Raw genomic sequence first — 19,701 nt, 5'->3', positions numbered from 1 at the left:
ACCCTCAGCTCAAGGCTTGTCCACGATGCCGAAATCTGTTGACCGAATTCCGCCGATGCCGCGTATTCAGGCGATTGACCCGCGACATTCCGAGCAGAGCTGGGAGAGCGCGCCGCAATTGCTGGCGGCGCTCAACGGCGCGCGGCTCGGCGCCTGGTACTGGGACATCGAGCGCGGGCAGATCAGTTGGTCGCGAGGCACCCAGGCCTTGTTCGGTTTCGACCCGCGCCAGCCGCTGCCGGCAGACCTTGAATACCTTGATCTGCTGCCCCCGGAAGACCGCGCGAAAACCGTTCGCGCCTTCCACGCGGTAATTGCCGGGGCGCCGCTGGAACAAGCGATGCACCACCGCATCCGCTGGCCTGACGGCAGCCTGCACTGGCTGGAAATCAGCGGCAGCCTGCTGCCGGATAAAAACGGCCGCCCCCGAATGATCGGGGTGATTCGCGAAATCACCCACCAGCGCCAGCGCGAGCAGGCGCTGAGCAGTTCGGAAAAACGTTTCGCGACACTTTTTCACCTGTGCCCGAACATGGTCCTGCTGACCCGTCAGGAAGACGGCTTGATCAGCGAGGCCAATCAGTATTTTGAAAGCCTGTTTGGCTGGCCAGTGCAGAGCGCCATCGGCCGCACCACGCTGGAGCTGGGTTTGTGGGTGCACCCGGAGCAACGCGCAGAACTGGTGAAAAAAACCAAAGCCAAAGGCGAGCTGATCGCCATGGAAGTGCAGTTTCGCGCCAGCAACGGGCAGATCCACGACGGTATTCTCAGTGCGCAGAAAGTCGAACTCGAAGGCCAGCCCTATCTGCTCAGCACCTTCCTCGACACCACCGAACGCAAAGCCGCCGAACACGCCTTGAAGGACAGCCAGGAACGTCTCGATCTGGCACTGGACTCGGCACAACTCGGCACCTGGGACTGGCACATTCCCAGCGGCATGCTTTACGGCTCGGCGCGCGCCGCGCAGTTGCACGGGCTGGAGCCGAAACCGTTTCATGAGTCGTTCGAAGAGTTTTTCGAAGGCGTCCCCGGTGAGGAACGCGACAGCATGCGCGACGCCTACCGCAGCCTGCGCGAAGGCCCGGCGGGCAATTATCAACTGACTTATCGCGTGCAATTGCCGGACGGCAGTTCGCGCTATCTGGAAAGCCGCGCCCGCCTTTACCGCGACGACAACGGCGCGCCGCTGCGCATGGCCGGCACGCTGCTCGACATCACCGATCAGGTCGAACGCGAACAGCGGCTGGTGGCCTCGGAAGAGAAATTCGCCACGCTGTTCCAGGTCAGCCCGGACCCGATCTGCGTCACCCGCCAGGACAGTGGCGAGTTCATCGAAATCAATAACAGTTTTACCCAGACCTTCGGCTGGAGCGCCGCCGACGTCATCGGCCATACCGCCGAAGAAATCGGCCTGTGGGATGCCTCGGCGAAAAGCCTGCAACGGATTGAACGGGTGATTCGCGAACAGGGCTTGAGCAATGTCGCGATCATCGTCCAGCACAAGGACGGCCAGTCGCTGACCTGTGTGATTTCCAGCCGGCAGATCAGCGTCGGCGATCAGGCTTGTATCGTCACCACCCTGCGCGACATCACCCAGCAGCAGCGCTCGGAAGCAGCGCTGAAAGCCAGTGAGGAGAAATTCGCCAAGGCGTTCCACTCCAGTCCCGACGCAATCACCATTACCGAGCGCGACACCGGGCGTTATCTGGAGGTCAACGACGGTTTTTGCCGTCTCACTGGCTATCGTGCCGAAGAGGTCGTGGGCAAAACGGTTTATCAGGTGGGTATTTGGGCTGAAGAGAAACAGCGTTCGGCGTTACTCGCCGAGTTGCAGATCAAGGGCCGCGTGCACCATCAGGAAATGCTCGGGCGCAACAAACGCGGGGAAATGCTGACGGTGGAGGTCTCGGTCGAGCCGATCACCCTCAATGAAACCGCGTGCCTGCTGCTGACCGCGCGGGACGTCAGCCTGCTGAAAAACGCCGAAGCACAGATCCGGCATTTGGCCTATCACGACCCGCTGACCAACCTGCCCAATCGCGCCCTGCTGATGGATCGCCTGAGCCAGCAGATCGCCCTGCTCAAACGCCACAACCTGCGCGGTGCCTTGCTGTTTCTCGATCTCGATCACTTCAAGCACATCAACGACTCCCTCGGCCACCCAGTCGGCGACACCGTGCTGAAAATCATCACGGCACGGCTCGAAGCCAGTGTGCGCATGGAAGATACCGTCGCGCGCCTCGGTGGCGACGAGTTTGTCGTGCTGCTCAGCGGCCTCGAAGGCTCGCGCAATGAGGTCAGCGCGCAAGTGCGCAATCTGGCCGACACCCTGCGCGAATTGCTCTCGGAACCGATGTTCCTCGACGGCCAGCGCCTGCAAGTGACGCCGAGCATCGGCGTGGCGCTGATTCCCGATCACGGCTCGACGCCAACCGACCTGCTCAAACGCGCCGACATCGCGCTGTACCGGGCCAAGGATTCCGGGCGCAACACCACGCAGATGTATCACAACACCATGCAGAAAGCCGCCAGCGAGCGGCTGCGCATGGAGACCGACCTGCGTCTGGCGCTGTCGCGCGGTGAATTCAACGTGCACTTTCAGCCGCAGGTCGACGCCCGCGACAACCGCATCATCGGCGCCGAAGCCTTGGTGCGCTGGAATCACCCGGAACTGGGTGCGCAGTCGCCCACCGAGTTCATCAAGGTACTGGAGGACAGCGGCCTGATTCTCGAAGTCGGTACGTGGATTCTTGATGAGGCCTGCAATGCGTTCAAACAACTTATCACGCAGAGGCTGGTCGACCCGCTGAACTTCAGCCTGTGTGTGAACATCAGTCCACGGCAGTTCCGTCAGAACGATTTCGTCGAGCGCATCGAACACAGCATGAGCAGCCATGGTCTGCCCTGCTCGCTACTGAAACTGGAGATCACCGAAGGCATCGTCATCCAGAATCTGGAAGACACCATCAGCAAAATGCGCCGGCTGAAAAAACTCGGCGTGAGCTTTGCGATGGATGATTTCGGCACTGGCTATTCGTCGCTGACTTACCTCAAGCGCCTGCCGGTGGACACGCTGAAAATCGATCAGTCGTTTATCCGCGATGCCACGACCGACCCGAACGATGCCGAAATCATCCGCGCGATTGTCGCCATGGCGCGCAGCCTGGAGCTGGAGGTGATTGCCGAGGGTGTCGAAACCCCGGAACAACTGGCGTTCCTGCAGGGTTTGGGCTGCCATTTGTATCAAGGCTATCTGCACAGTCGACCGGTTGCGCTCGAGGATCTGAAAAAACTCTTGCCGTAACCGGTGCACGTTGCAACAGACGCGCAATTGCCACGATTTGCAGCAACCTGTAGGGTCGCGGTTTTTGCGCCGTTTCGAGATCTGACATGCAGGATGCAACCCTCCCCCGCCCGGCCCTGCTGGGCATCGACCTTGGCACCACCAACAGTCTGATCGCCGTCTGGCAGGACGGTCAGGCCAGACTGATTCCCAACGCCCTGGGTGATGTGCTGACGCCCTCGGTGGTCAGCCTCGATGAAGACGACACGATTCTGGTCGGCAAAGCCGCCCGCGCGCGCCTGACCACACACCCGGATCGCACCGCCGCAGCATTCAAGCGCTTCATGGGCAGCGATAAGCAAGTCCAGCTCGGTACACGTCAGTTCAGTCCGGAAGAGTTGTCGGCGCTGGTACTCGGCTCACTCAAGCAGGACGCCGAAGCCTTTCTCGGCCACGCGGTATCGGAAGCGGTGATTTCCGTCCCGGCGTATTTCAGCGACGAACAACGCAAACGCACGCTGTTCGCCGCCGAACTGGCCGGGCTCTCGGTGACACGCCTGATCAACGAGCCAACCGCCGCCGCGATGGCTTACGGGCTGCATGAACAGAAATTCGAACGCACGCTGATCTTCGATCTGGGCGGCGGCACCTTTGATGTCACGGTGCTGGAATACGCTTTGCCCCTGATCGAAGTGCACGCCTCCACTGGCGACAACTTTCTCGGCGGTGAAGACTTCACCGCTGCGCTGTTGCAGGCCTGCCTGAAACACTGGCAACTGACCGCGGCCATGGTCGATGCGCAAAGCATGGCCAGCCTCGGTGATGCCCTGGAGCAACTGAAATGTAAACTCGCTGAAGGTGTTCAGCCGCTGAGCTGGCGCCATGGCGACAAAACGTTCGAGTGGTCGCTGGACGAAGCCGCTGCGGTGAAAATCTGGGAGCCGCTGCTGGCCCGTTTGCGCGCACCGATCGAACAGGCGCTGCGCGATGCTCGCCTCAAGCCGCGCGACCTCGACAGCCTGGTGCTGGTCGGCGGCGCCACGCGCATGCCGGCGGTGCAGCAGATGGTTGCGACGTTGTTCGGGCGCCTGCCTTACCGGCATCTTGATCCGGATACCATTGTTGCGCTCGGGGCGGCGACGCAAGCGGCGTGCAAGGCGCGTGACGGGGCGGTTGAAGAGTTGATTCTGACGGATGTCTGCCCGTATACACTGGGGATTGCGACCATGCATGGAGAAGACATCAAAGGCGCTTTCTCGCCGATCATCGAACGTAACACCATCATTCCGACGTCAAGGGTGGAGCGCTATTACACCACCCAACCTAAGCAATCGCTGCTGCGCATCGCCGTCTATCAGGGTGAACGGCCGTGGGTGTGCGACAACATTCTGATTGATGCTTTTGAAGTCACGTTGACGCCTACTCAACACATCCAGGAACTGGACGTGCGCTTCAGCTATGACATCAACGGTTTGCTCGAAGTCGACGTCACCCTGCTCGAAACCGGCGAGCGTCACAGTCACAGCATCGACCGCAGCCCCACGGGGCTGGATGAGCAAGCACGCCGAGACAGCCATAACCGGCTGTCGACGCTGAAAGTCCATCCACGTGACGCACTGCCCAACCGCACACTGCTGGCCCGTCTGGAGCGGGCATGGATGCAGAGCCTCGGCACACAACGCGAGCACATAGCCGAGTGGCTGCACAGCTTCACCACAGTGCTCGGCGGCCAGCAATCAGCGGAGATCGCCAGCCATCGCACAGAGCTGAACAAGGCACTGGATCAACTGCGCCTCTAGCCGTTGAGGCGCCGCAAGGCAGCCTGCAGGCCGCCGGACAGCATCTCGCTATCGCCGCTGTCCGGCGGCACACCATAGCGGTTGGGCAACTTGTCACCGGGAAAGCCGAACAGCAGCAGCGGCAGGAATGGCAACATCGGTGTCAGCGCCATGAAGATCAACAAGGTCGGGATGCCCCGGCCCATGTCGTGCAAGCGACGCAAAATCGCGCCAAATACCAGCAGAACTCCGAGTATCAGGATAAGAATGCCAGCGCCCGTGGTGCCACTGATCAGCCCTGCCACCGGTGCAATCACCACGCAGGCCAAGACCTGAGCGATAAAAGCCTTACGCCCCAACCGCGATCCCAGACGCCAGATCGCTGTCGCCGGTACCGGCTGAGCATCGCTTTTCGCCAGCAGTAATCGTTCCGACCAGGACAATATCGCGCACAGAGCCAGGCGCAGCCCGATGCTGTTCTGCACATCGTCCTTGCCCTGTTGCAGTTGGCGCAGGACGCGCGTTTTCGGCACGCCAGCAGCGCCATAGCGAATCAGGCCCTTGAGCGCATCCAGCGCTTCATACGCCAACAGTTTGTCGACGCCAAAATCGGTCAGCACTTTGCGCGGCGGCCACACCGGCTCGCCTTTGATCAAACCGTCGCGGAAGCCTTCGAACCAATCGTCCTCACAACTGATCGCCGCAATCGACTGCAACAATGCGCGATGCTGCTCAGCACTCAGGCTCGGATCGTGATAGAGCACGCCCCAGAACATCATCAACCCCAGCAAATCATCGCCGCAGGCAGCACGATCGCTTTCGAGGCAGGTGTAAAGCAGGCTATTGGCCGGCAACCGGGCACTGTCGAGTGCCTGCTGTACGCTGAACAATTGCTGCACCAAAAAGCCGTGCACCGGGTCATTGCCTTGCAGCCATCCGAGCAAACCGGCGCAATGGCCTTGCTCACGCTGCAAGCGCCGTAACAACGGTTGCAGGCGACTCAACGGATGGGCCGGATTGAAAGGCAGGCGCTCCACGCACTGCGCGTCAATCAACTGCAGCCAGCGTTCGGGTTGTTCCAGCAATTCCAGCAAAAACAGAGTCTGCGCGTGCCACTCCCAAGCGGCCTCACCCAGCCCGACCGGCGGCAACTGAATCCCGCGACGGCTCAACTGGAGCATCAAGTCGAGTTCGGACAAGTCACAGTCGTCTTTGACCGCACCCAGCTTGAACGCCTCGGTCATGCGTTCCAGCGCAGTGTCGTTATAGGGCCGCAAGCGACGCAACCACAGACGACAAACTTTGTGCGACTCACCTTTTGTCAGCACCTGCGGCAATGGCTGAGGACTTGGATGCGCATCGCAGAAAGCGCTCATGGCCAGCGCAATCGGTGCCTCGCCCAACCAGCGCAGGTGTTGCGCAGCCTGATATTTGAATCCGCTCATCACCAGGCTTTCGAGGGCATCGATCGGCAGCGGAGCATCCACAATCTGCTGCAACAACGCCGCATCACCCCGATGCAGCGCCCAGGCGTACCGGTATAGATGCAGCAATCGGCTGTCGGCATTTTCGCCCAGCAATTGCGCGAGCAATGGCAGTTCATCACCGGTCACGCGCCAATCGACAAAGCTTTGCGCAAGGCTCTCAAGCTTTAACCGCCCGACACCCAGCCAACGGTTCAGCGTCTCGGGATGTTGTGACGGAGAGCCATACACCTGGGCGTCATCGGCAAGATCCTCTGGCCAGGCAGAAATGCCCTGCAGACGATCGAATGCCTGAATCAGCAAGGGCAGAAAAGTCGGCTGGCGCTTGGCACACAGCTCCAGCAGACGACTTTCCGCCATCGGATGGCGATGCTCGTTCCACAGCCGGATCCAGCACGGCAATGCCTGATCGTCGCGCCCCAGCAGACTGCTCTGACACGCCAACAGGTAAAGCCAGTCGACATCGTCCGGTGCAGCAAGCTGCTGCTCGATACAGCACTGCAAAAACGTCGGCCCGCCAATACCTGCCTGAGTGAACTGCACCAACAGACGCTTGAGGAACGCGGCATCATTCGGCAATGGCAGACAGGTGTGCCGACTGGCGAAGTCGGCGAACTCAGGCAGTGGACGCTGGTTGAAGATGAAGTCGAGGCTACGGGCGTACCACAGCGATTCAGTCTGGGCGGCCTCTGACCATGTGCACATCAGATCCGTATCGAACGGGTCCGGCGTTTCGATTCGCTGGAGAAAGAAGCCCACCTGATGCGCGTCGTCGAAGCCCAGATCCAGCAACTGTTGATCCCAGGCCATACGCTTGGCCAAAAGATTCGCGCAGCGGTACGACAACGGACCGGCGTCGGCCATCCGGTGGTACAGCGGCCAGCTGAGTTCATCGAGCACGTCCAGCGACAGCTCATCCAGCCCTCGAATAAAGGCCTGCCACGCGGCGAAATTGAACCGGCGCGCGGGATCATCCAGCAGCGCGCAAAAATCCCCGAACATTGGAGGGACCTCAACGACAGTCTGTTCTGAGGCTTGGGACTCGTACTCGTGCTCGGGCTCCTCTTCCTCATCTTCACGAGCCAGACGCAGGGCGTTTTCGTAGGCCATGCGCAACGCCTGAAACCCCTGTGGATCGGTCTCCGGGTGATGCGCCGGCAAACGTGCGCGATAGGCGTTGCGAATCAGGGTTTCGTCGTTAGTAGGCTCGATGCCCAGGCGGATCCAGCAACTCATGACCAGTCGAACTCCTTGAGCGATGCCGGACGTGGCGGCAAATCAATTTCCATGTGCCACGGCAAATCAGCAAGGAACTGAGGAATGTTCTCGGCAAGGCCGCGGGCAATCCGCACGTTAAGGGCGTTGGCGCCTTGTCGATCGAGTTCGCGCGCAAGCTCATCGTCGCTGGCGCTCAGGCAGGACCAGAAGGTCCGGCCCACGACAAAGCCATCGAAGTAAGCCATCCAGCTACCGTAGTGAAATTGCGCTCTGAGGGCCAAACGACTGTGCAGCCAGTTGCTTTCGTCCAGGTCGACCCACTGATTGCGCACCGCACAGCGCAAGAGAAAACCCATGCGCCCATAGTCCCAGGACAATATCCCGCCCGGCCCACAACTGCCGAAGGTGCGGCTGGCGAATTCATGCAGGATGCGTTCGCGGGGAGAGAGATCGTCCAGCAAGGCCTGCCATTCACTCGGCAGACAACGCTGCCACGCCAGATAAGCTGCACTGAGGTGCTTAGCGTGGCCGTCGTCGGTCATCCGTTCGAGCATGTCGAACAATTGCCCACGGTCGTCGATACCCCAGCTGTCTTTCAAGTCGATGTAGCGATCGTCGCAGAACGCGGGGTCGTCGTAGCTGGCGCCGGTATTGATCGCCGCCATTGGCGCAGACAAAGCGCACAGCCAGCGCTGTTGAATCTCGTCCATGAAAAAAGGCTCCAGGCCGACCGGTGAGGAATGGGGTCGGCAAAACTGCCGCGGATTGTAGAGAAACCACCGCCAGTGGCAAAGTCGAACAACGGTTCTTGCGCGCACAAAAAAGGCCCCGACGTATCGGGGCCTTCATTCAGCGGCTCATCATTCGTTCAGACGATTGTGTTGCGGCACATGACTCAGTGCTGCAACGCCGGCTTCTCCACCCCGTTGATCGGGATGCGTTTGGCTTTCGCCTCTTCCGGGATCACCCGCAACAAGTCGATGCTCAGCAGACCGTTTTTCAGATCCGCCGCCTTGATCTCGATGTGATCGGCCAGGCGGAAGGACAGCTTGAAAGCACGTTGGGCGATGCCCTGATGCAGGAAGGTCACGCCTTCGTTGGCATCACGCTTGCCGCCACTGATGGTCAGCACACCTTTTTCGACTTGCAGTTCCAGGTCTTCTTCCTGGAAACCGGCGGCCGCTACGACGATGCGGTATTGGTCATCACCGTGCTTTTCGACGTTGTAAGGTGGGTAGCTGCTGCCTGGCTCGTTGCGCAGGGCGGTTTCGAACAGGTCGTTAAAACGGTCGAAACCTACCGAGGAACGGAACAGTGGGGCGAGGGAAAATGCAGTACTCATGGTTCAAATCTCCTGAAAACAATCAGCAAGGTTTTTTGACTCCGCGACCCGAATTCGGCATCGCGTAACCCTTAGATAGGGACCGCTGAAATGATTTCAAGAGATTATTTGCAGATTTTTTTCAGGCCGCTGCAGCCACTGGCAGACCGAGCAGACGCGAGACATGATCCGGCTCGGTCTCACGGCGCAGCACCGTAAACAGCTCGGTGGCCTCGGGATAATTGCGCGTCAGCATGGCCAACCATTGCTTCAAACGGCCCGGCGATTGGCGTGCGGTCATCTGCGCTTTGGCTTGCAGCCAGAAGTCCTGAATCAGCGGCATCAGCTCGGCCCAGGTCATCTCGACCACTTCTTCGCCAGCGCGAGCGGCAGCGATCTGTTTGGCCAGATCCGGGCGCGACACCAGACCGCGACCGAGCATGATGTCTTCGACGCCGCTGATTTCGCGGCAACGACGCCAGTCTTCAACGCTCCAGATATCGCCATTGGCGAACACCGGGACTTTGACCACGTCCTGCACGCGCGGAATCCACTCCCAATGCGCCGGCGGCTTGTAACCGTCCATTTTGGTTCGGGCATGCACCACAATGTGCTCGGCGCCGCCTTCAGCCAACGCAGTGGCGCAGACCAGCGAACCGTCGGGACTGTCGAAGCCCAGGCGCATTTTTGCGGTGACGGGAATGTGCGCGGGTACAGCGCGGCGCACGTGTTCGACGATCTGGTTGAGCAGTTCCGGCTCTTTGAGCAGGACCGCACCACCACGGGATTTGTTCACGGTCTTGGCCGGGCAGCCGAAGTTGAGGTCAATCACTTCAGAGCCGAGTTCGCAGGCCAACGCAGCGTTTTCCGCCAGGCAAACCGGGTCGGAACCGAGCAATTGCACGCGCAATGGCACACCGGAGGCGGTGCGGGCACCGTTGAGCAACTCCGGGCCGAACTTGTGGAAATAGGCCGGCGTGAGCAGCTGGTCGTTGACCCGAATGAACTCGGTCACACACCAGTCGATGCCGCCAACGCGGGTCAGCACGTCGCGGAGGATGTCGTCGACCAACCCCTCCATGGGCGCCAGAGCAATTTGCATGGGAAAACACTACTTGAAGAAAAACGTGCGGCAGTTTACTGGATATCGCGCAAATACGCAGATCCCTTGTAGGAGTGAGCCTGCTCGCGATAGCGGTGTGTCAGTGAGGCATATGTTGGCTGACACACCGCTATCGCGAGCGGGCTCACTCCTACAGTTTAGATATTTGCCGACTCGGGAAGCTGGATCGCCGGGCCATAACCTTCGATGAACTCAGCCGGCATGCGCTTCGGCTTACCGGTCGACAGCTCAATACAGACAAACGTGGTCTGCGCGCGCAACAGCGTGGCATTGTCGCTCGGGCGCTTGAGCTGGAAATGCCGGGTCATCTTCAAGCGTTGATCCCAATCGACAATCCAGGTTGCCAATTGCAGTTCGTCGCCTTCATAGGCGGCGGCGAGATAATCGATCTCGTGACGGACCACGGCCATCGCCCGATCCAGTCGCCGATACTCGACCAGATCCAGCCCCAGACGCTGCGAGTGGCGCCAGGCGCAGCGCTCGAGCCAGGTCACGTACACGGCGTTATTCGCGTGGCCCAGCCCGTCGATGTCCTCGGCGCCTACTTGCAGATCAATGGTAAACGGCGTTGCCCGATCCCAACCCATGCCCCACTCCCGGTCAAAGTATTCAACCGGAGCAGTGTAACGGAGCTCAGGCCGATTGGCGCGCCTGAAGGCTGCGGCCGGCCAGCAGTGATAACACGCCATCAATCACCCGAGGGTCGGCTAGCACACGCTGGTGCCCGCCGCCTTCAAGGCGCAACAGGCGACTGTCGAACCAGGATTCGTGGATCAGTTGCGATTCCTTGACCGAGACGAAATTGTCGTCCTCGGCATGCACGATCAGGCCGGGCATATCCAGTTGATAGTGGGCAACGTCGAGCGTCGCGGCGCGCATACCGACATCTTGCTCGACCTGACGGATGAAGGCGGAGCGCGCTCGCGGCGGCATACCGACGTAGCGGGCGAAACCGCGCAGTACGCCAAGAATGCGCGCAGGCGCGGCAATGCTGACAAGGGTTTCGGTGCGCAAGCCCAATTGCACGGCGAGCATGGCGCTGGCGCCGCCCATGGAATGACCGATGACCGCTTGCAATGGTGGCAATTCGGCAGCGGCTTCGAGCATTGCCCGAGCGAACAACACAACGTTGGCTTCACGCCCAGGCGAACGACCGTGAGCCGGACCATCCAACGCGACGACGGTATACCCGGCATCGACCAGCGCAGTGATCAGCGCGGCGAACTGGGTTGGCCGCCCTTCCCAGCCGTGCATCAGCAGCACTGTCGGGCCTTGGCCCCAGCGCAGCGCCGAGAGGCCAAAGCGCAAAGTGATGCGTTCGGAACTGGCCAGCAGCGGCAACTCCCAATCACGAAGAGGCAGCGAACGTGGCGTCATGAATGCCAGACGCATTTTGCTCGCCACGCGTTTCGGTGCAATCCAGCCCAAGGTGCCATTAACGCCACGAACCCACTTCAACGTGTTCATCGCTCTCTCCTCAGGCGAGTTGCCTTCAGGTCAACGCACCGCCGACTTGGCAGCGCGCAGCAATCGATCGGATAAGTCTCCCGGGCCGAGCGCTCTTGCGAGTGCCAGACCACCCACCATCAAAGCCACGTCAGCCAAGGCTTTGTCGGTGTCCTCAGGGCTGGACGCCAACTGCGCAATCATCAATTCCAGGTGCTCGTTCAGCGCGATGCGGAACGATTCCGGCAAGCGCCCCAGCTCGCCGATCGACGCTGGAATCGGGCATGCCGCGTCGCTGGAATCTCGATGCTTGCGCGACAGGTAAAACGCGGCGACCAAGGCACGACGCTCTTCACCGGTCAGCTCGGCATCCATGTCGGCAATCAGGTCGCGGCGGCGGCCGAGAAGCTGCTTGAACGCTTCCAGCATCATCGCGTCCTTGCTTTCGAAGTGCGCATAGAAACCGCCGACGGTCAGGCCGGCTGCGCCCATCACTTCGCCCACGCTAGGGTCGGCCGGGCCACGCTGAATCAGTGCGGCGCTGGCAGCCTTGAGGATGCGTTCGCGGGTTTGAGCTTTTTTATCGTTCATCGTTGCCTCCGAATATTACGACTAGAATATTATTCGCATAATAATATTCTGCAAGTCAAGGATATGACCGCTGGTCTGATGCACAGTGTAAGGAAAAAGGAGAATTGGCCAAACGCCAGACAAACAAAAGGGCCATTCAATAATTGAATGACCCTTATAAAATCCCGCAGAGCGGGTAATCGTGGCGTCCCCTAGGGGACTCGAACCCCTGTTACCGCCGTGAAAGGGCGGTGTCCTAGGCCACTAGACGAAGGGGACACAAACCTTCTATACAACTGATCAGCGCTGAGAACTGATCGATTCAAGGCCGGTGTGGCCAGACCTTGAACTGTAAATTGGTGGAGCTAAGCGGGATCGAACCGCTGACCTCCTGCATGCCATGCAGGCGCTCTCCCAGCTGAGCTATAGCCCCGGATTTTTCGCCTCGCGGCGGAGTGACATCTTGCAACATCACTTCTGTAAAACTGGCGTCCCCTAGGGGACTCGAACCCCTGTTACCGCCGTGAAAGGGCGGTGTCCTAGGCCACTAGACGAAGGGGACGCAAACCCTTCTATACAACTGATCAACGCTGAGTGTTGATCGCTTCGGAGCCGGTGTGGCCAGGCTTCGAAGTGTAAATTGGTGGAGCTAGACGGGATCGAACCGTCGACCTCTTGCATGCCATGCAAGCGCTCTCCCAGCTGAGCTATAGCCCCTCATCGTTGATGTCATCGCTGAGGACGGGGCGAATCTTAAGGGCGTATCGAAAGCCTGTCAAACTTATTTTTGAAAAATTTCAAAATTTTTCGTCGGCATAACAATCACTTACCGCCCTCCCCCGTAAATTCGGGAGAAGCGCCGAAGGCACGATCAAAAGATCGCAGCCTTCGGCAGCTCCTGCACAAAGCCGCAAGCGCTTAGGCAATAGCGCCGAGCAGCTTTTCCCACTCTTTGTTTTCTTTCTTCGACACGCCACCCAGCAGGTCAATCGCCTGCCGCAGACGATAACGGGTCAGATCCGGGCCAAGGATTTCCATGGCATCGAGCACCGAGACCGAACTCGCCTGACCGGTGATCGCAGCAAACATCAGCGGCATCGCATCGCGCAGTTTCAACTCCAGCGATTCGACCACAGCCTGAATCGTCGCGGTGATGTTGTCCTTCTCCCACTGACGCAGGCTTTCCAGCTTCCACAGGATCAACTGCATCAATTGGCGAACCTGATCGCCCGAGAGTTTCTTCGACTCGAACAGCTTGGCATCCGGATTGACGCCGCCGGCGAAGAAGAAGCCGCCCAACGGGGCAACCTGGCTGAAGGTTTCAACGCGACCCTGAACGTGCGGCGCGATCTTCATCATGTATTCGGAATTGAACGCCCACTTCTGCACGCGTGCAGCGAACTCTTCCACCGGCAGATCACGCAGCCACTGGCCGTTGAGCCACGACAGCTTCTCGATGTCGAAGATCGGCCCGCCCAGCGAGACACGCTTGAGGTCGAAGTTGTCGACCATTTCCTGCAGCGAGAACTTCTCGCGCTCGTCCGGCATCGACCAGCCCATGCGGCCGAGATAGTTGAGCATCGCTTCCGGCATGAAGCCCATGCGCTCGTAGAACGTCACCGAGGTAGGGTTCTTGCGCTTGGACAGCTTGCTCTTGTCCGGGTTACGCAGCAGCGGCATGTAGCACAGCTCTGGCTGTTCCCAGCCGAAGTACTCGTAAAGCAGGATCAGTTTCGGTGCCGACGGCAGCCACTCCTCACCGCGCAGCACGTGGGTGATGCCCATCAGGTGGTCGTCGACGACATTGGCGAGGAAGTACGTCGGCAGGCCGTCGGTCTTCATCAGCACTTGCATGTCCATGCGATCCCACGGGATCTCGACGTCGCCACGGAGCATGTCCGGCACCACGCAAACGCCTTCACTCGGCACTTTCATGCGGATAACGTGCGGCTCGCCAGCGGCCAGACGGGCGGCGACTTCTTCTTTCGACAGCAGCAGCGCGCGGCCGTCATAACGTGGTGTTTCGCCGCGAGCCATTTGCTCGGCGCGCATCTGATCCAGCTCTTCAGCGGTGCAGAAGCACGGGAACGCGTGGCCCATGTCGACCAGTTGCTGGCAGTACTTCTGATAAATCTCGCCGCGCTCACTCTGACGGTATGGACCGTGCGGGCCGCCAACGTCCGGGCCTTCGCTCCAGTCGATCCCCAGCCAGCGCAGGGCGTCGAAGATCTGCTGTTCGGACTCGCGGGTCGAACGCAACTGGTCGGTGTCTTCGATGCGCAGGATGAACTCACCGCCATGCTGCTTGGCAAAGCAGTAGTTGAACAATGCGATGTAAGCGGTACCTACGTGGGGGTCCCCGGTAGGCGATGGCGCGATGCGAGTGCGGACGGTGGTCATGGCATGTCTCGAAAAGAATGAAAAGCAAAACAATCAAGCGGCGAATGGTAACAGGCGACACCCGCCCCGCTCCAGCGGGCAGGGCATTTAAGCCAAGTTTGCGTCTGGAACGCCCGTAAGCCGTGGTGAATAGGCAAATATCAGCGGATGGCATTTACCGTTTGTCGGCTGTATGCCAGATTCGCCTGCTGATAACTTTCCTTACAATTCATCGACTACAGTTTGCCCATGCCTGCCCAACTCAAGCGTCGCCTGTTGATTTTCCTGCTGCTCGTCCTGCTGATTGCCGGGGGCTTTTTCGCCCATTGGTTTTTCAAGGGGCGTTTTTATGAAAGCACCGACAACGCTTATGTCCAGGGCGAAATCACCCGTGTCTCGAGCCAGTTGAGCGCGCGCATCGATGAAGTGCTGGTGCAGGACAATCAACACGTGGAAAAAGGCCAGTTGCTGGTGCGCCTCGAACCGAATGATTTCCGTCTGGCCATCGATCGCGCCAATGCCGCCCTCGCCACCCGCGAAGCCGAGCGCCTGCAAGCGCAAAGCAAATTGACTCAGCAAGCCAGTCTGATTGCTTCCAGCGACGCACAAGTGGCAACCACCCAAGCAACGTTGGGCCGGTCGCAAATGGATTTGTCGCGTGCTGAAACCCTGCGCAAACCCGGTTACGTTTCCGAAGAACGCGTGACCACCCTCTCCGCTGACGCTCATATCGCCCGTTCGCAGGTGGCCAAGGCGCAGGCCGATGCGCAAGGCCAGCGTCAGCAGGTCAACGCCCTGAACGCAGAAATCAAACGCCTCGACGCACAGATTGCCAACGCCCGCGCCGATCTCGCGCAAGCCGAACTCAACCTGACCCGCAGCGAAATCCACGCGCCGATCAGCGGTCTGGTCGGCCAGCGCGCCGCGCGCAATGGTCAAGTGGTGCAGGCCGGCGCTTATCTGCTGTCGATCGTCCCGGACGAAGACATCTGGGTGCAGGCCAACTTCAAGGAAACCCAGATCGGCCGCATGCAGCCCGGGCAAAAAGCCGAGCTGACCTTCGATGCCTACAACGACACGCCAATCGAAGCGCGGGTCGACAGCCTGTTCGCCGCCTCCGGCGCGCAATTCAGCCTGCTGCCGCCGGACAACGCCACCGGTAACTTCACCAAAGTCGTACAGCGGATTCCGGTAAAACTGACCTTCAAGGCCGACAACCCGTTGCACGGCAAGATCCGCCCGGGCATGTCCGTCACTGCAAAAGTGAACATCAAAGACGCCCCGGACAATGGCCGGTGATTCGCTGATCCGCCCGGTCGGCGAACCGACCCGGCGCGATTGGATTGCGGTGATGAGCGTGATGCTCGGCGCCTTTATGGCGGTGCTCGACATCCAGATCACCAACTCGTCGCTGAAAGATATTCAGGGTGCGTTGTCGGCGACGCTGGAAGAAGGCTCGTGGATTTCCACCTCTTATCTGGTCGCGGAAATCATCATGATCCCGCTGACCGCGTGGCTGGTGCAGCTGCTGTCGGCGCGACGTCTGGCGGTGTGGGTGTCGCTGGGCTTTCTGCTGTCATCGCTGCTGTGCTCGATGGCCTGGAGCCTGGAGAGCATGATCGTCTTCCGCGCCATGCAGGGTTTCACCGGCGGCGCGCTGATCCCGCTGGCGTTCACCCTGACCCTGATCAAACTCCCCGAACACCACCGCGCCAAAGGCATGGCGATGTTCGCCATGACCGCGACCTTCGCGCCGTCCATCGGCCCGACGCTGGGCGGCTGGCTCACGGAAAACTGGGGTTGGGAATACATCTTCTACATCAACATCCCGCCGGGCCTGATCATGATTGCCGGCCTGATGTACGGGCTGGAGAAGAAAGAAGCGCACTGGGAACTGCTGAAAAGCACCGACTACACCGGCATTCTCACGCTGGGGATTGGCCTCGGTTGTTTGCAGGTATTCCTTGAAGAAGGCCATCGCAAGGATTGGCTGGAGTCGAGTCTGATCGTGACCCTGGGCAGCATTGCGCTGGTGAGTCTGATCACCTTTGTGATCGTGCAGATCTCCAAACCGAATCCGCTGATCAACCTCGGCATCCTGTGTAATCGCAATTTCGGTCTGTCGAGTATTTCCAGTCTGGGCATGGGTGTCGGGTTGTACGGTTCGATCTATCTGTTGCCGCTGTATCTGGCGCAGATCCAGAACTACAACGCCCTGCAGATCGGCGAAGTGATCATGTGGATGGGCGTGCCACAGCTGTTCCTGATTCCGCTGGTGCCGAAGCTGATGAAGTTTGTTTCGCCGAAATGGCTGTGCACGATCGGTTTTGGATTGTTCGGGCTAGCGAGTTTTTCTTCGGGGGTGCTCAACCCGGATTTCGCCGGACCGCAGTTCAATCAGATCCAGATCATTCGTGCACTGGGGCAGCCGCTGATCATGGTGACCATTTCGCTGATCGCCACGGCGTACATCCTGCCGCAGGACGCGGGGTCGGCGTCGAGTCTGTTCAATATCCTGCGAAATCTGGGCGGCGCGATTGGTATTGCCCTGCTCGCGACACTGTTGGATGCGCGCACCAAGACCTACTTCGATTATTTGCGCGAGGCGGTGGTGCCGACCAATCCGCAGGTGGCCGAGCGTTTGGCGTCGATGACTGATCGGTTTGGCAGTGACACGGCGGCGTTGGGCAAGCTGAGCGAGATCGTCCATCAGCAGGCGGCGATCATGGCGTACAACGATGCGTTTCATTTTGTCGGGATTGCGCTGGGGATCAGCATGTTGGCGATTTTGTTGACCAAGAAATTGCCAGAGGGGCTGAAGGCTGGGGAGTCCCACTAACTGCAACTGATCGTTCCCATGCTCCGCGTGGGAATGACTCCGGTGACGCTCTGCGTCACAGCGGACGCGGAGCGTCCGGGGCTGCATTCCCACGCAGAGCGTGGGAACGATCCTCCTTACACAGCCAAAAGCCGTTCGCGCAGTTTGGCAATCTCATCCCGCATCTGCGCCGCCGCTTCAAATTCCAGATCCCGCGCCAGCTGATACATCTTCTCTTCCAGCGCACGAATGCGCTTGGTGATCTCGCTCGGCGAACGCAGTTCGGCTTCGTACTTGGCGTTCTCTTCGGCAGCCTTGGCCATGCCTTTGCGCTTCTTGCTGCGCGAGCCCGGCACGGTGGCGCCTTCCATGATGTCGGCGACGTCCTTGATCACCCCGCGCGGAGTGATGCCGTTTTCCAGGTTGAACGCTATCTGCTTGTCGCGACGCCGCTCGGTTTCGCCAATCGCCCGCTCCATCGAGCCGGTCATGCGATCGGCATACAGAATCGCCCGGCCATTGAGGTTACGTGCGGCGCGACCAATGGTCTGAATCAGCGAGCGCTCGGAACGCAGGAAGCCTTCCTTGTCGGCATCAAGAATCGCCACCAGCGACACTTCCGGCATGTCCAGACCTTCACGCAGCAAGTTGATCCCGACCAGCACATCAAAGGTACCGAGGCGCAGATCACGGATGATTTCCACGCGCTCAACGGTGTCGATATCCGAGTGCAGATAACGCACGCGCACGCCGTGATCGGCGAGGTAATCGGTAAGGTCTTCGGCCATGCGTTTGGTCAGCGTGGTGACCAGCACCCGCTCCTCGACCGCCACACGCTTGCTGATTTCCGAGAGCAGATCGTCGACCTGAGTCAGCGCCGGACGCACTTCAACCTGCGGGTCGACCAGACCGGTCGGCCGCACCACTTGCTCGACCACCCTTCCGGCGTGTTCGGCCTCGTAGTTGCCCGGCGTCGCCGAGACGAAAATGGTCTGCGGGCTGACCCCTTCCCACTCGTCAAACCGCATTGGCCGGTTGTCCAGTGCCGAGGGCAGACGGAAGCCGTACTCGACGAGGGTTTCCTTACGCGAACGGTCGCCCTTATACATCGCGCCGACCTGCGGCACGCTGACGTGGGATTCGTCGATCACCAGCAAGGCATCGGCCGGCAGGTAATCGTAGAGCGTTGGCGGCGCGGCACCGGCCGGGCGACCGGACAGGTAGCGCGAGTAGTTTTCGATGCCGTTGCAATAACCCAACTCTAGGATCATCTCCAGGTCGAAACGGGTGCGCTGTTCAAGACGCTGGGCTTCGACCAGTTTGTTGTTGCTGCGCAGGTATTCGAGGCGTTCCTGCAATTCGACCTTGATGTGTTCGATGGCGTCGAGCAGGGTTTCCCGTGGCGTTACATAGTGGCTCTTCGGGTAGAAGGTGAAGCGCGGCATCTTGCGGATGACTTCGCCGGTCAGCGGGTCGAACGCGGAAATGCTTTCGACCTCGTCATCAAACAGCTCGATGCGGATCGCTTCCAGATCGGATTCCGCCGGGTAGATGTCGATCACATCGCCGCGTACACGGAAAGTCGCGCGGGCAAAGTCCATATCGTTGCGGGTGTATTGCAGGTCGGCCAAGCGCCGCAGCAGTGCGCGCTGATCGAGTTTGTCGCCGCGATCGACGTGCAGCACCATCTTCAAATAGGTTTCCGGGCTACCCAGACCGTAGATGCACGACACCGTGGTGACGATGATCGCGTCTTTACGCTCCAGCAACGCTTTGGTTGCGGACAGGCGCATCTGCTCGATGTGGTCGTTGATCGACGCATCCTTCTCGATGAAGGTGTCGGACGACGGCACATAGGCTTCGGGCTGGTAGTAGTCGTAGTAGGAAACGAAATACTCGACGGCGTTGTTCGGGAAGAAAGCCTTGAACTCACCGTACAGCTGCGCAGCAAGGGTCTTGTTCGGCGCCAGCACCAGGGTCGGACGCTGAATCTGCGAGATGACATTGGCGATGCTGAAGGTCTTGCCCGAGCCGGTCACACCGAGCAGCGTCTGGTGCGCCAGCCCGGCCTCGATGCCCTCCACCAATTGGCGGATGGCTTCTGGCTGATCGCCAGCAGGCTCGAAGCGGGTGACGAGCTGGAATTCGGACATATACACCTCTGGGATCGCGGCATTCCGAGCAAAGCGGAACACCACGGGGACGACCGCAAACGACCGGTGTCGCGCGAGAAAAAACCTGGATTGTGCTCAATGTGGTGGCGATTGCCTCACCTTTCAAG

Annotated in this window: 13 protein-coding genes and 4 tRNA genes; 4 read left to right on the top strand and 13 right to left on the bottom strand. The window is 59.9% G+C overall.

Annotated elements, in window-relative coordinates:
- Positions 1–25 precede the first annotated feature (25 nt).
- Both AC0ZWN_RS08210 and AC0ZWN_RS08205 read left to right on the top strand, forming a co-directional pair.
- Complete coding sequence (locus AC0ZWN_RS08210) at positions 26–3,304, top strand: sensor domain-containing protein (protein WP_476334670.1); 3,279 nt, start codon at positions 26–28, stop codon at positions 3,302–3,304.
- 86 nt (positions 3,305–3,390) lie between these two features.
- A complete protein-coding gene (locus tag AC0ZWN_RS08205; protein ID WP_476334669.1) occupies positions 3,391–5,082 on the top strand; it encodes an Hsp70 family protein in 1,692 nt (563 codons plus the stop codon).
- On the opposite strand, the gene AC0ZWN_RS08200 is transcribed toward AC0ZWN_RS08205, so the two are convergent.
- The 12 genes from AC0ZWN_RS08200 to gltX form a co-directional block, all read right to left on the bottom strand.
- Positions 5,079–7,781, bottom strand: a complete 2,703-nt coding sequence (locus AC0ZWN_RS08200) for a DUF805 domain-containing protein (protein ID WP_476334668.1) — start codon at positions 7,779–7,781, stop codon at positions 5,079–5,081. The genes AC0ZWN_RS08205 and AC0ZWN_RS08200 overlap by 4 nt on opposite strands.
- Positions 7,778–8,473, bottom strand: coding sequence for a DUF1266 domain-containing protein (locus AC0ZWN_RS08195; RefSeq protein WP_116255289.1), 696 nt, complete (start codon positions 8,471–8,473; stop codon positions 7,778–7,780). Before AC0ZWN_RS08195 ends, AC0ZWN_RS08200 begins: the two co-directional genes overlap by 4 nt.
- 185 nt (positions 8,474–8,658) lie before the next feature.
- Positions 8,659–9,105 carry an Hsp20 family protein gene (locus tag AC0ZWN_RS08190; protein ID WP_093432063.1) on the bottom strand — a complete coding sequence of 149 codons (447 nt, stop codon included), beginning with the start codon at positions 9,103–9,105 and terminating at the stop codon, positions 8,659–8,661.
- A gap of 121 nt (positions 9,106–9,226) precedes the next feature.
- On the bottom strand, positions 9,227–10,186 hold the full coding sequence (locus tag AC0ZWN_RS08185; RefSeq protein WP_476334666.1) for a tRNA dihydrouridine synthase: 960 nt from the start codon (positions 10,184–10,186) through the stop codon (positions 9,227–9,229).
- Positions 10,187–10,344: 158 nt separating this feature from the next.
- On the bottom strand, positions 10,345–10,794 hold the full coding sequence (locus AC0ZWN_RS08180) for an acyl-CoA thioesterase (RefSeq protein ID WP_476334665.1): 450 nt from the start codon (positions 10,792–10,794) through the stop codon (positions 10,345–10,347).
- A gap of 46 nt (positions 10,795–10,840) precedes the next feature.
- On the bottom strand, positions 10,841–11,674 hold the full coding sequence (locus AC0ZWN_RS08175) for an alpha/beta fold hydrolase (protein WP_095124827.1): 834 nt from the start codon (positions 11,672–11,674) through the stop codon (positions 10,841–10,843).
- A gap of 30 nt (positions 11,675–11,704) precedes the next feature.
- A complete protein-coding gene (locus AC0ZWN_RS08170) occupies positions 11,705–12,244 on the bottom strand; it encodes a TetR/AcrR family transcriptional regulator (protein WP_007913421.1) in 540 nt (179 codons plus the stop codon).
- 182 nt (positions 12,245–12,426) lie between these two features.
- Positions 12,427–12,502 (bottom strand) — tRNA-Glu (locus AC0ZWN_RS08165).
- A gap of 78 nt (positions 12,503–12,580) precedes the next feature.
- A tRNA-Ala gene (locus AC0ZWN_RS08160) sits at positions 12,581–12,656 on the bottom strand.
- A gap of 53 nt (positions 12,657–12,709) precedes the next feature.
- A tRNA-Glu gene (locus tag AC0ZWN_RS08155) sits at positions 12,710–12,785 on the bottom strand.
- Between the two features lie 79 nt (positions 12,786–12,864).
- Positions 12,865–12,940 (bottom strand) — tRNA-Ala (locus tag AC0ZWN_RS08150).
- A gap of 201 nt (positions 12,941–13,141) precedes the next feature.
- Positions 13,142–14,623, bottom strand: coding sequence for a glutamate--tRNA ligase (gene gltX / locus AC0ZWN_RS08145; RefSeq protein ID WP_187676921.1), 1,482 nt, complete (start codon positions 14,621–14,623; stop codon positions 13,142–13,144).
- Between the two features lie 228 nt (positions 14,624–14,851).
- Between gltX and AC0ZWN_RS08140 the strand changes: the two genes are divergently transcribed.
- Both AC0ZWN_RS08140 and AC0ZWN_RS08135 read left to right on the top strand, forming a co-directional pair.
- Positions 14,852–15,901, top strand: a complete 1,050-nt coding sequence (locus tag AC0ZWN_RS08140; RefSeq protein ID WP_476334664.1) for an HlyD family secretion protein — start codon at positions 14,852–14,854, stop codon at positions 15,899–15,901.
- Positions 15,891–17,441 carry an MDR family MFS transporter gene (locus tag AC0ZWN_RS08135; RefSeq protein ID WP_476334663.1) on the top strand — a complete coding sequence of 517 codons (1,551 nt, stop codon included), beginning with the start codon at positions 15,891–15,893 and terminating at the stop codon, positions 17,439–17,441. The genes AC0ZWN_RS08140 and AC0ZWN_RS08135 overlap by 11 nt, the downstream gene beginning before the upstream one ends.
- A gap of 116 nt (positions 17,442–17,557) precedes the next feature.
- On the opposite strand, the gene uvrB is transcribed toward AC0ZWN_RS08135, so the two are convergent.
- The gene (gene uvrB, locus AC0ZWN_RS08130) at positions 17,558–19,573 is read right to left on the bottom strand and encodes an excinuclease ABC subunit UvrB (protein WP_007913411.1); all 2,016 of its coding nucleotides are present in this window, start codon (positions 19,571–19,573) and stop codon (positions 17,558–17,560) included.
- Between the last annotated feature and the right edge of the window lie 128 nt (positions 19,574–19,701).

It is taken from the genome of Pseudomonas sp. 3B-A001-10F, assembly GCF_056313565.1.
The sequence above is the reverse complement of the archived record's forward strand: the minus strand, read 5'-3'. Positions and strand labels throughout refer to the sequence as shown.

What these genes read in the sequence shown, in the direction of transcription:
- AC0ZWN_RS08180 (WP_476334665.1), bottom strand. Translation starts at nt 10,794, where the DNA reads ATGGGTTGGGATCGGGCAACGCCGTTTACCATTGATCTGCAAGTAGGC.
- AC0ZWN_RS08190 (WP_093432063.1), bottom strand. Translation starts at nt 9,105, where the DNA reads ATGAGTACTGCATTTTCCCTCGCCCCACTGTTCCGTTCCTCGGTAGGT.
- AC0ZWN_RS08205 (WP_476334669.1), top strand. Translation starts at nt 3,391, where the DNA reads ATGCAGGATGCAACCCTCCCCCGCCCGGCCCTGCTGGGCATCGACCTT.
- gltX (WP_187676921.1), bottom strand. Translation starts at nt 14,623, where the DNA reads ATGACCACCGTCCGCACTCGCATCGCGCCATCGCCTACCGGGGACCCC.
- AC0ZWN_RS08170 (WP_007913421.1), bottom strand. Translation starts at nt 12,244, where the DNA reads ATGAACGATAAAAAAGCTCAAACCCGCGAACGCATCCTCAAGGCTGCC.
- AC0ZWN_RS08195 (WP_116255289.1), bottom strand. Translation starts at nt 8,473, where the DNA reads ATGGACGAGATTCAACAGCGCTGGCTGTGCGCTTTGTCTGCGCCAATG.
- uvrB (WP_007913411.1), bottom strand. Translation starts at nt 19,573, where the DNA reads ATGTCCGAATTCCAGCTCGTCACCCGCTTCGAGCCTGCTGGCGATCAG.
- AC0ZWN_RS08200 (WP_476334668.1), bottom strand. Translation starts at nt 7,781, where the DNA reads ATGAGTTGCTGGATCCGCCTGGGCATCGAGCCTACTAACGACGAAACC.
- AC0ZWN_RS08210 (WP_476334670.1), top strand. Translation starts at nt 26, where the DNA reads ATGCCGAAATCTGTTGACCGAATTCCGCCGATGCCGCGTATTCAGGCG.
- AC0ZWN_RS08140 (WP_476334664.1), top strand. Translation starts at nt 14,852, where the DNA reads ATGCCTGCCCAACTCAAGCGTCGCCTGTTGATTTTCCTGCTGCTCGTC.
- AC0ZWN_RS08185 (WP_476334666.1), bottom strand. Translation starts at nt 10,186, where the DNA reads ATGCAAATTGCTCTGGCGCCCATGGAGGGGTTGGTCGACGACATCCTC.
- AC0ZWN_RS08175 (WP_095124827.1), bottom strand. Translation starts at nt 11,674, where the DNA reads ATGAACACGTTGAAGTGGGTTCGTGGCGTTAATGGCACCTTGGGCTGG.
- AC0ZWN_RS08135 (WP_476334663.1), top strand. Translation starts at nt 15,891, where the DNA reads ATGGCCGGTGATTCGCTGATCCGCCCGGTCGGCGAACCGACCCGGCGC.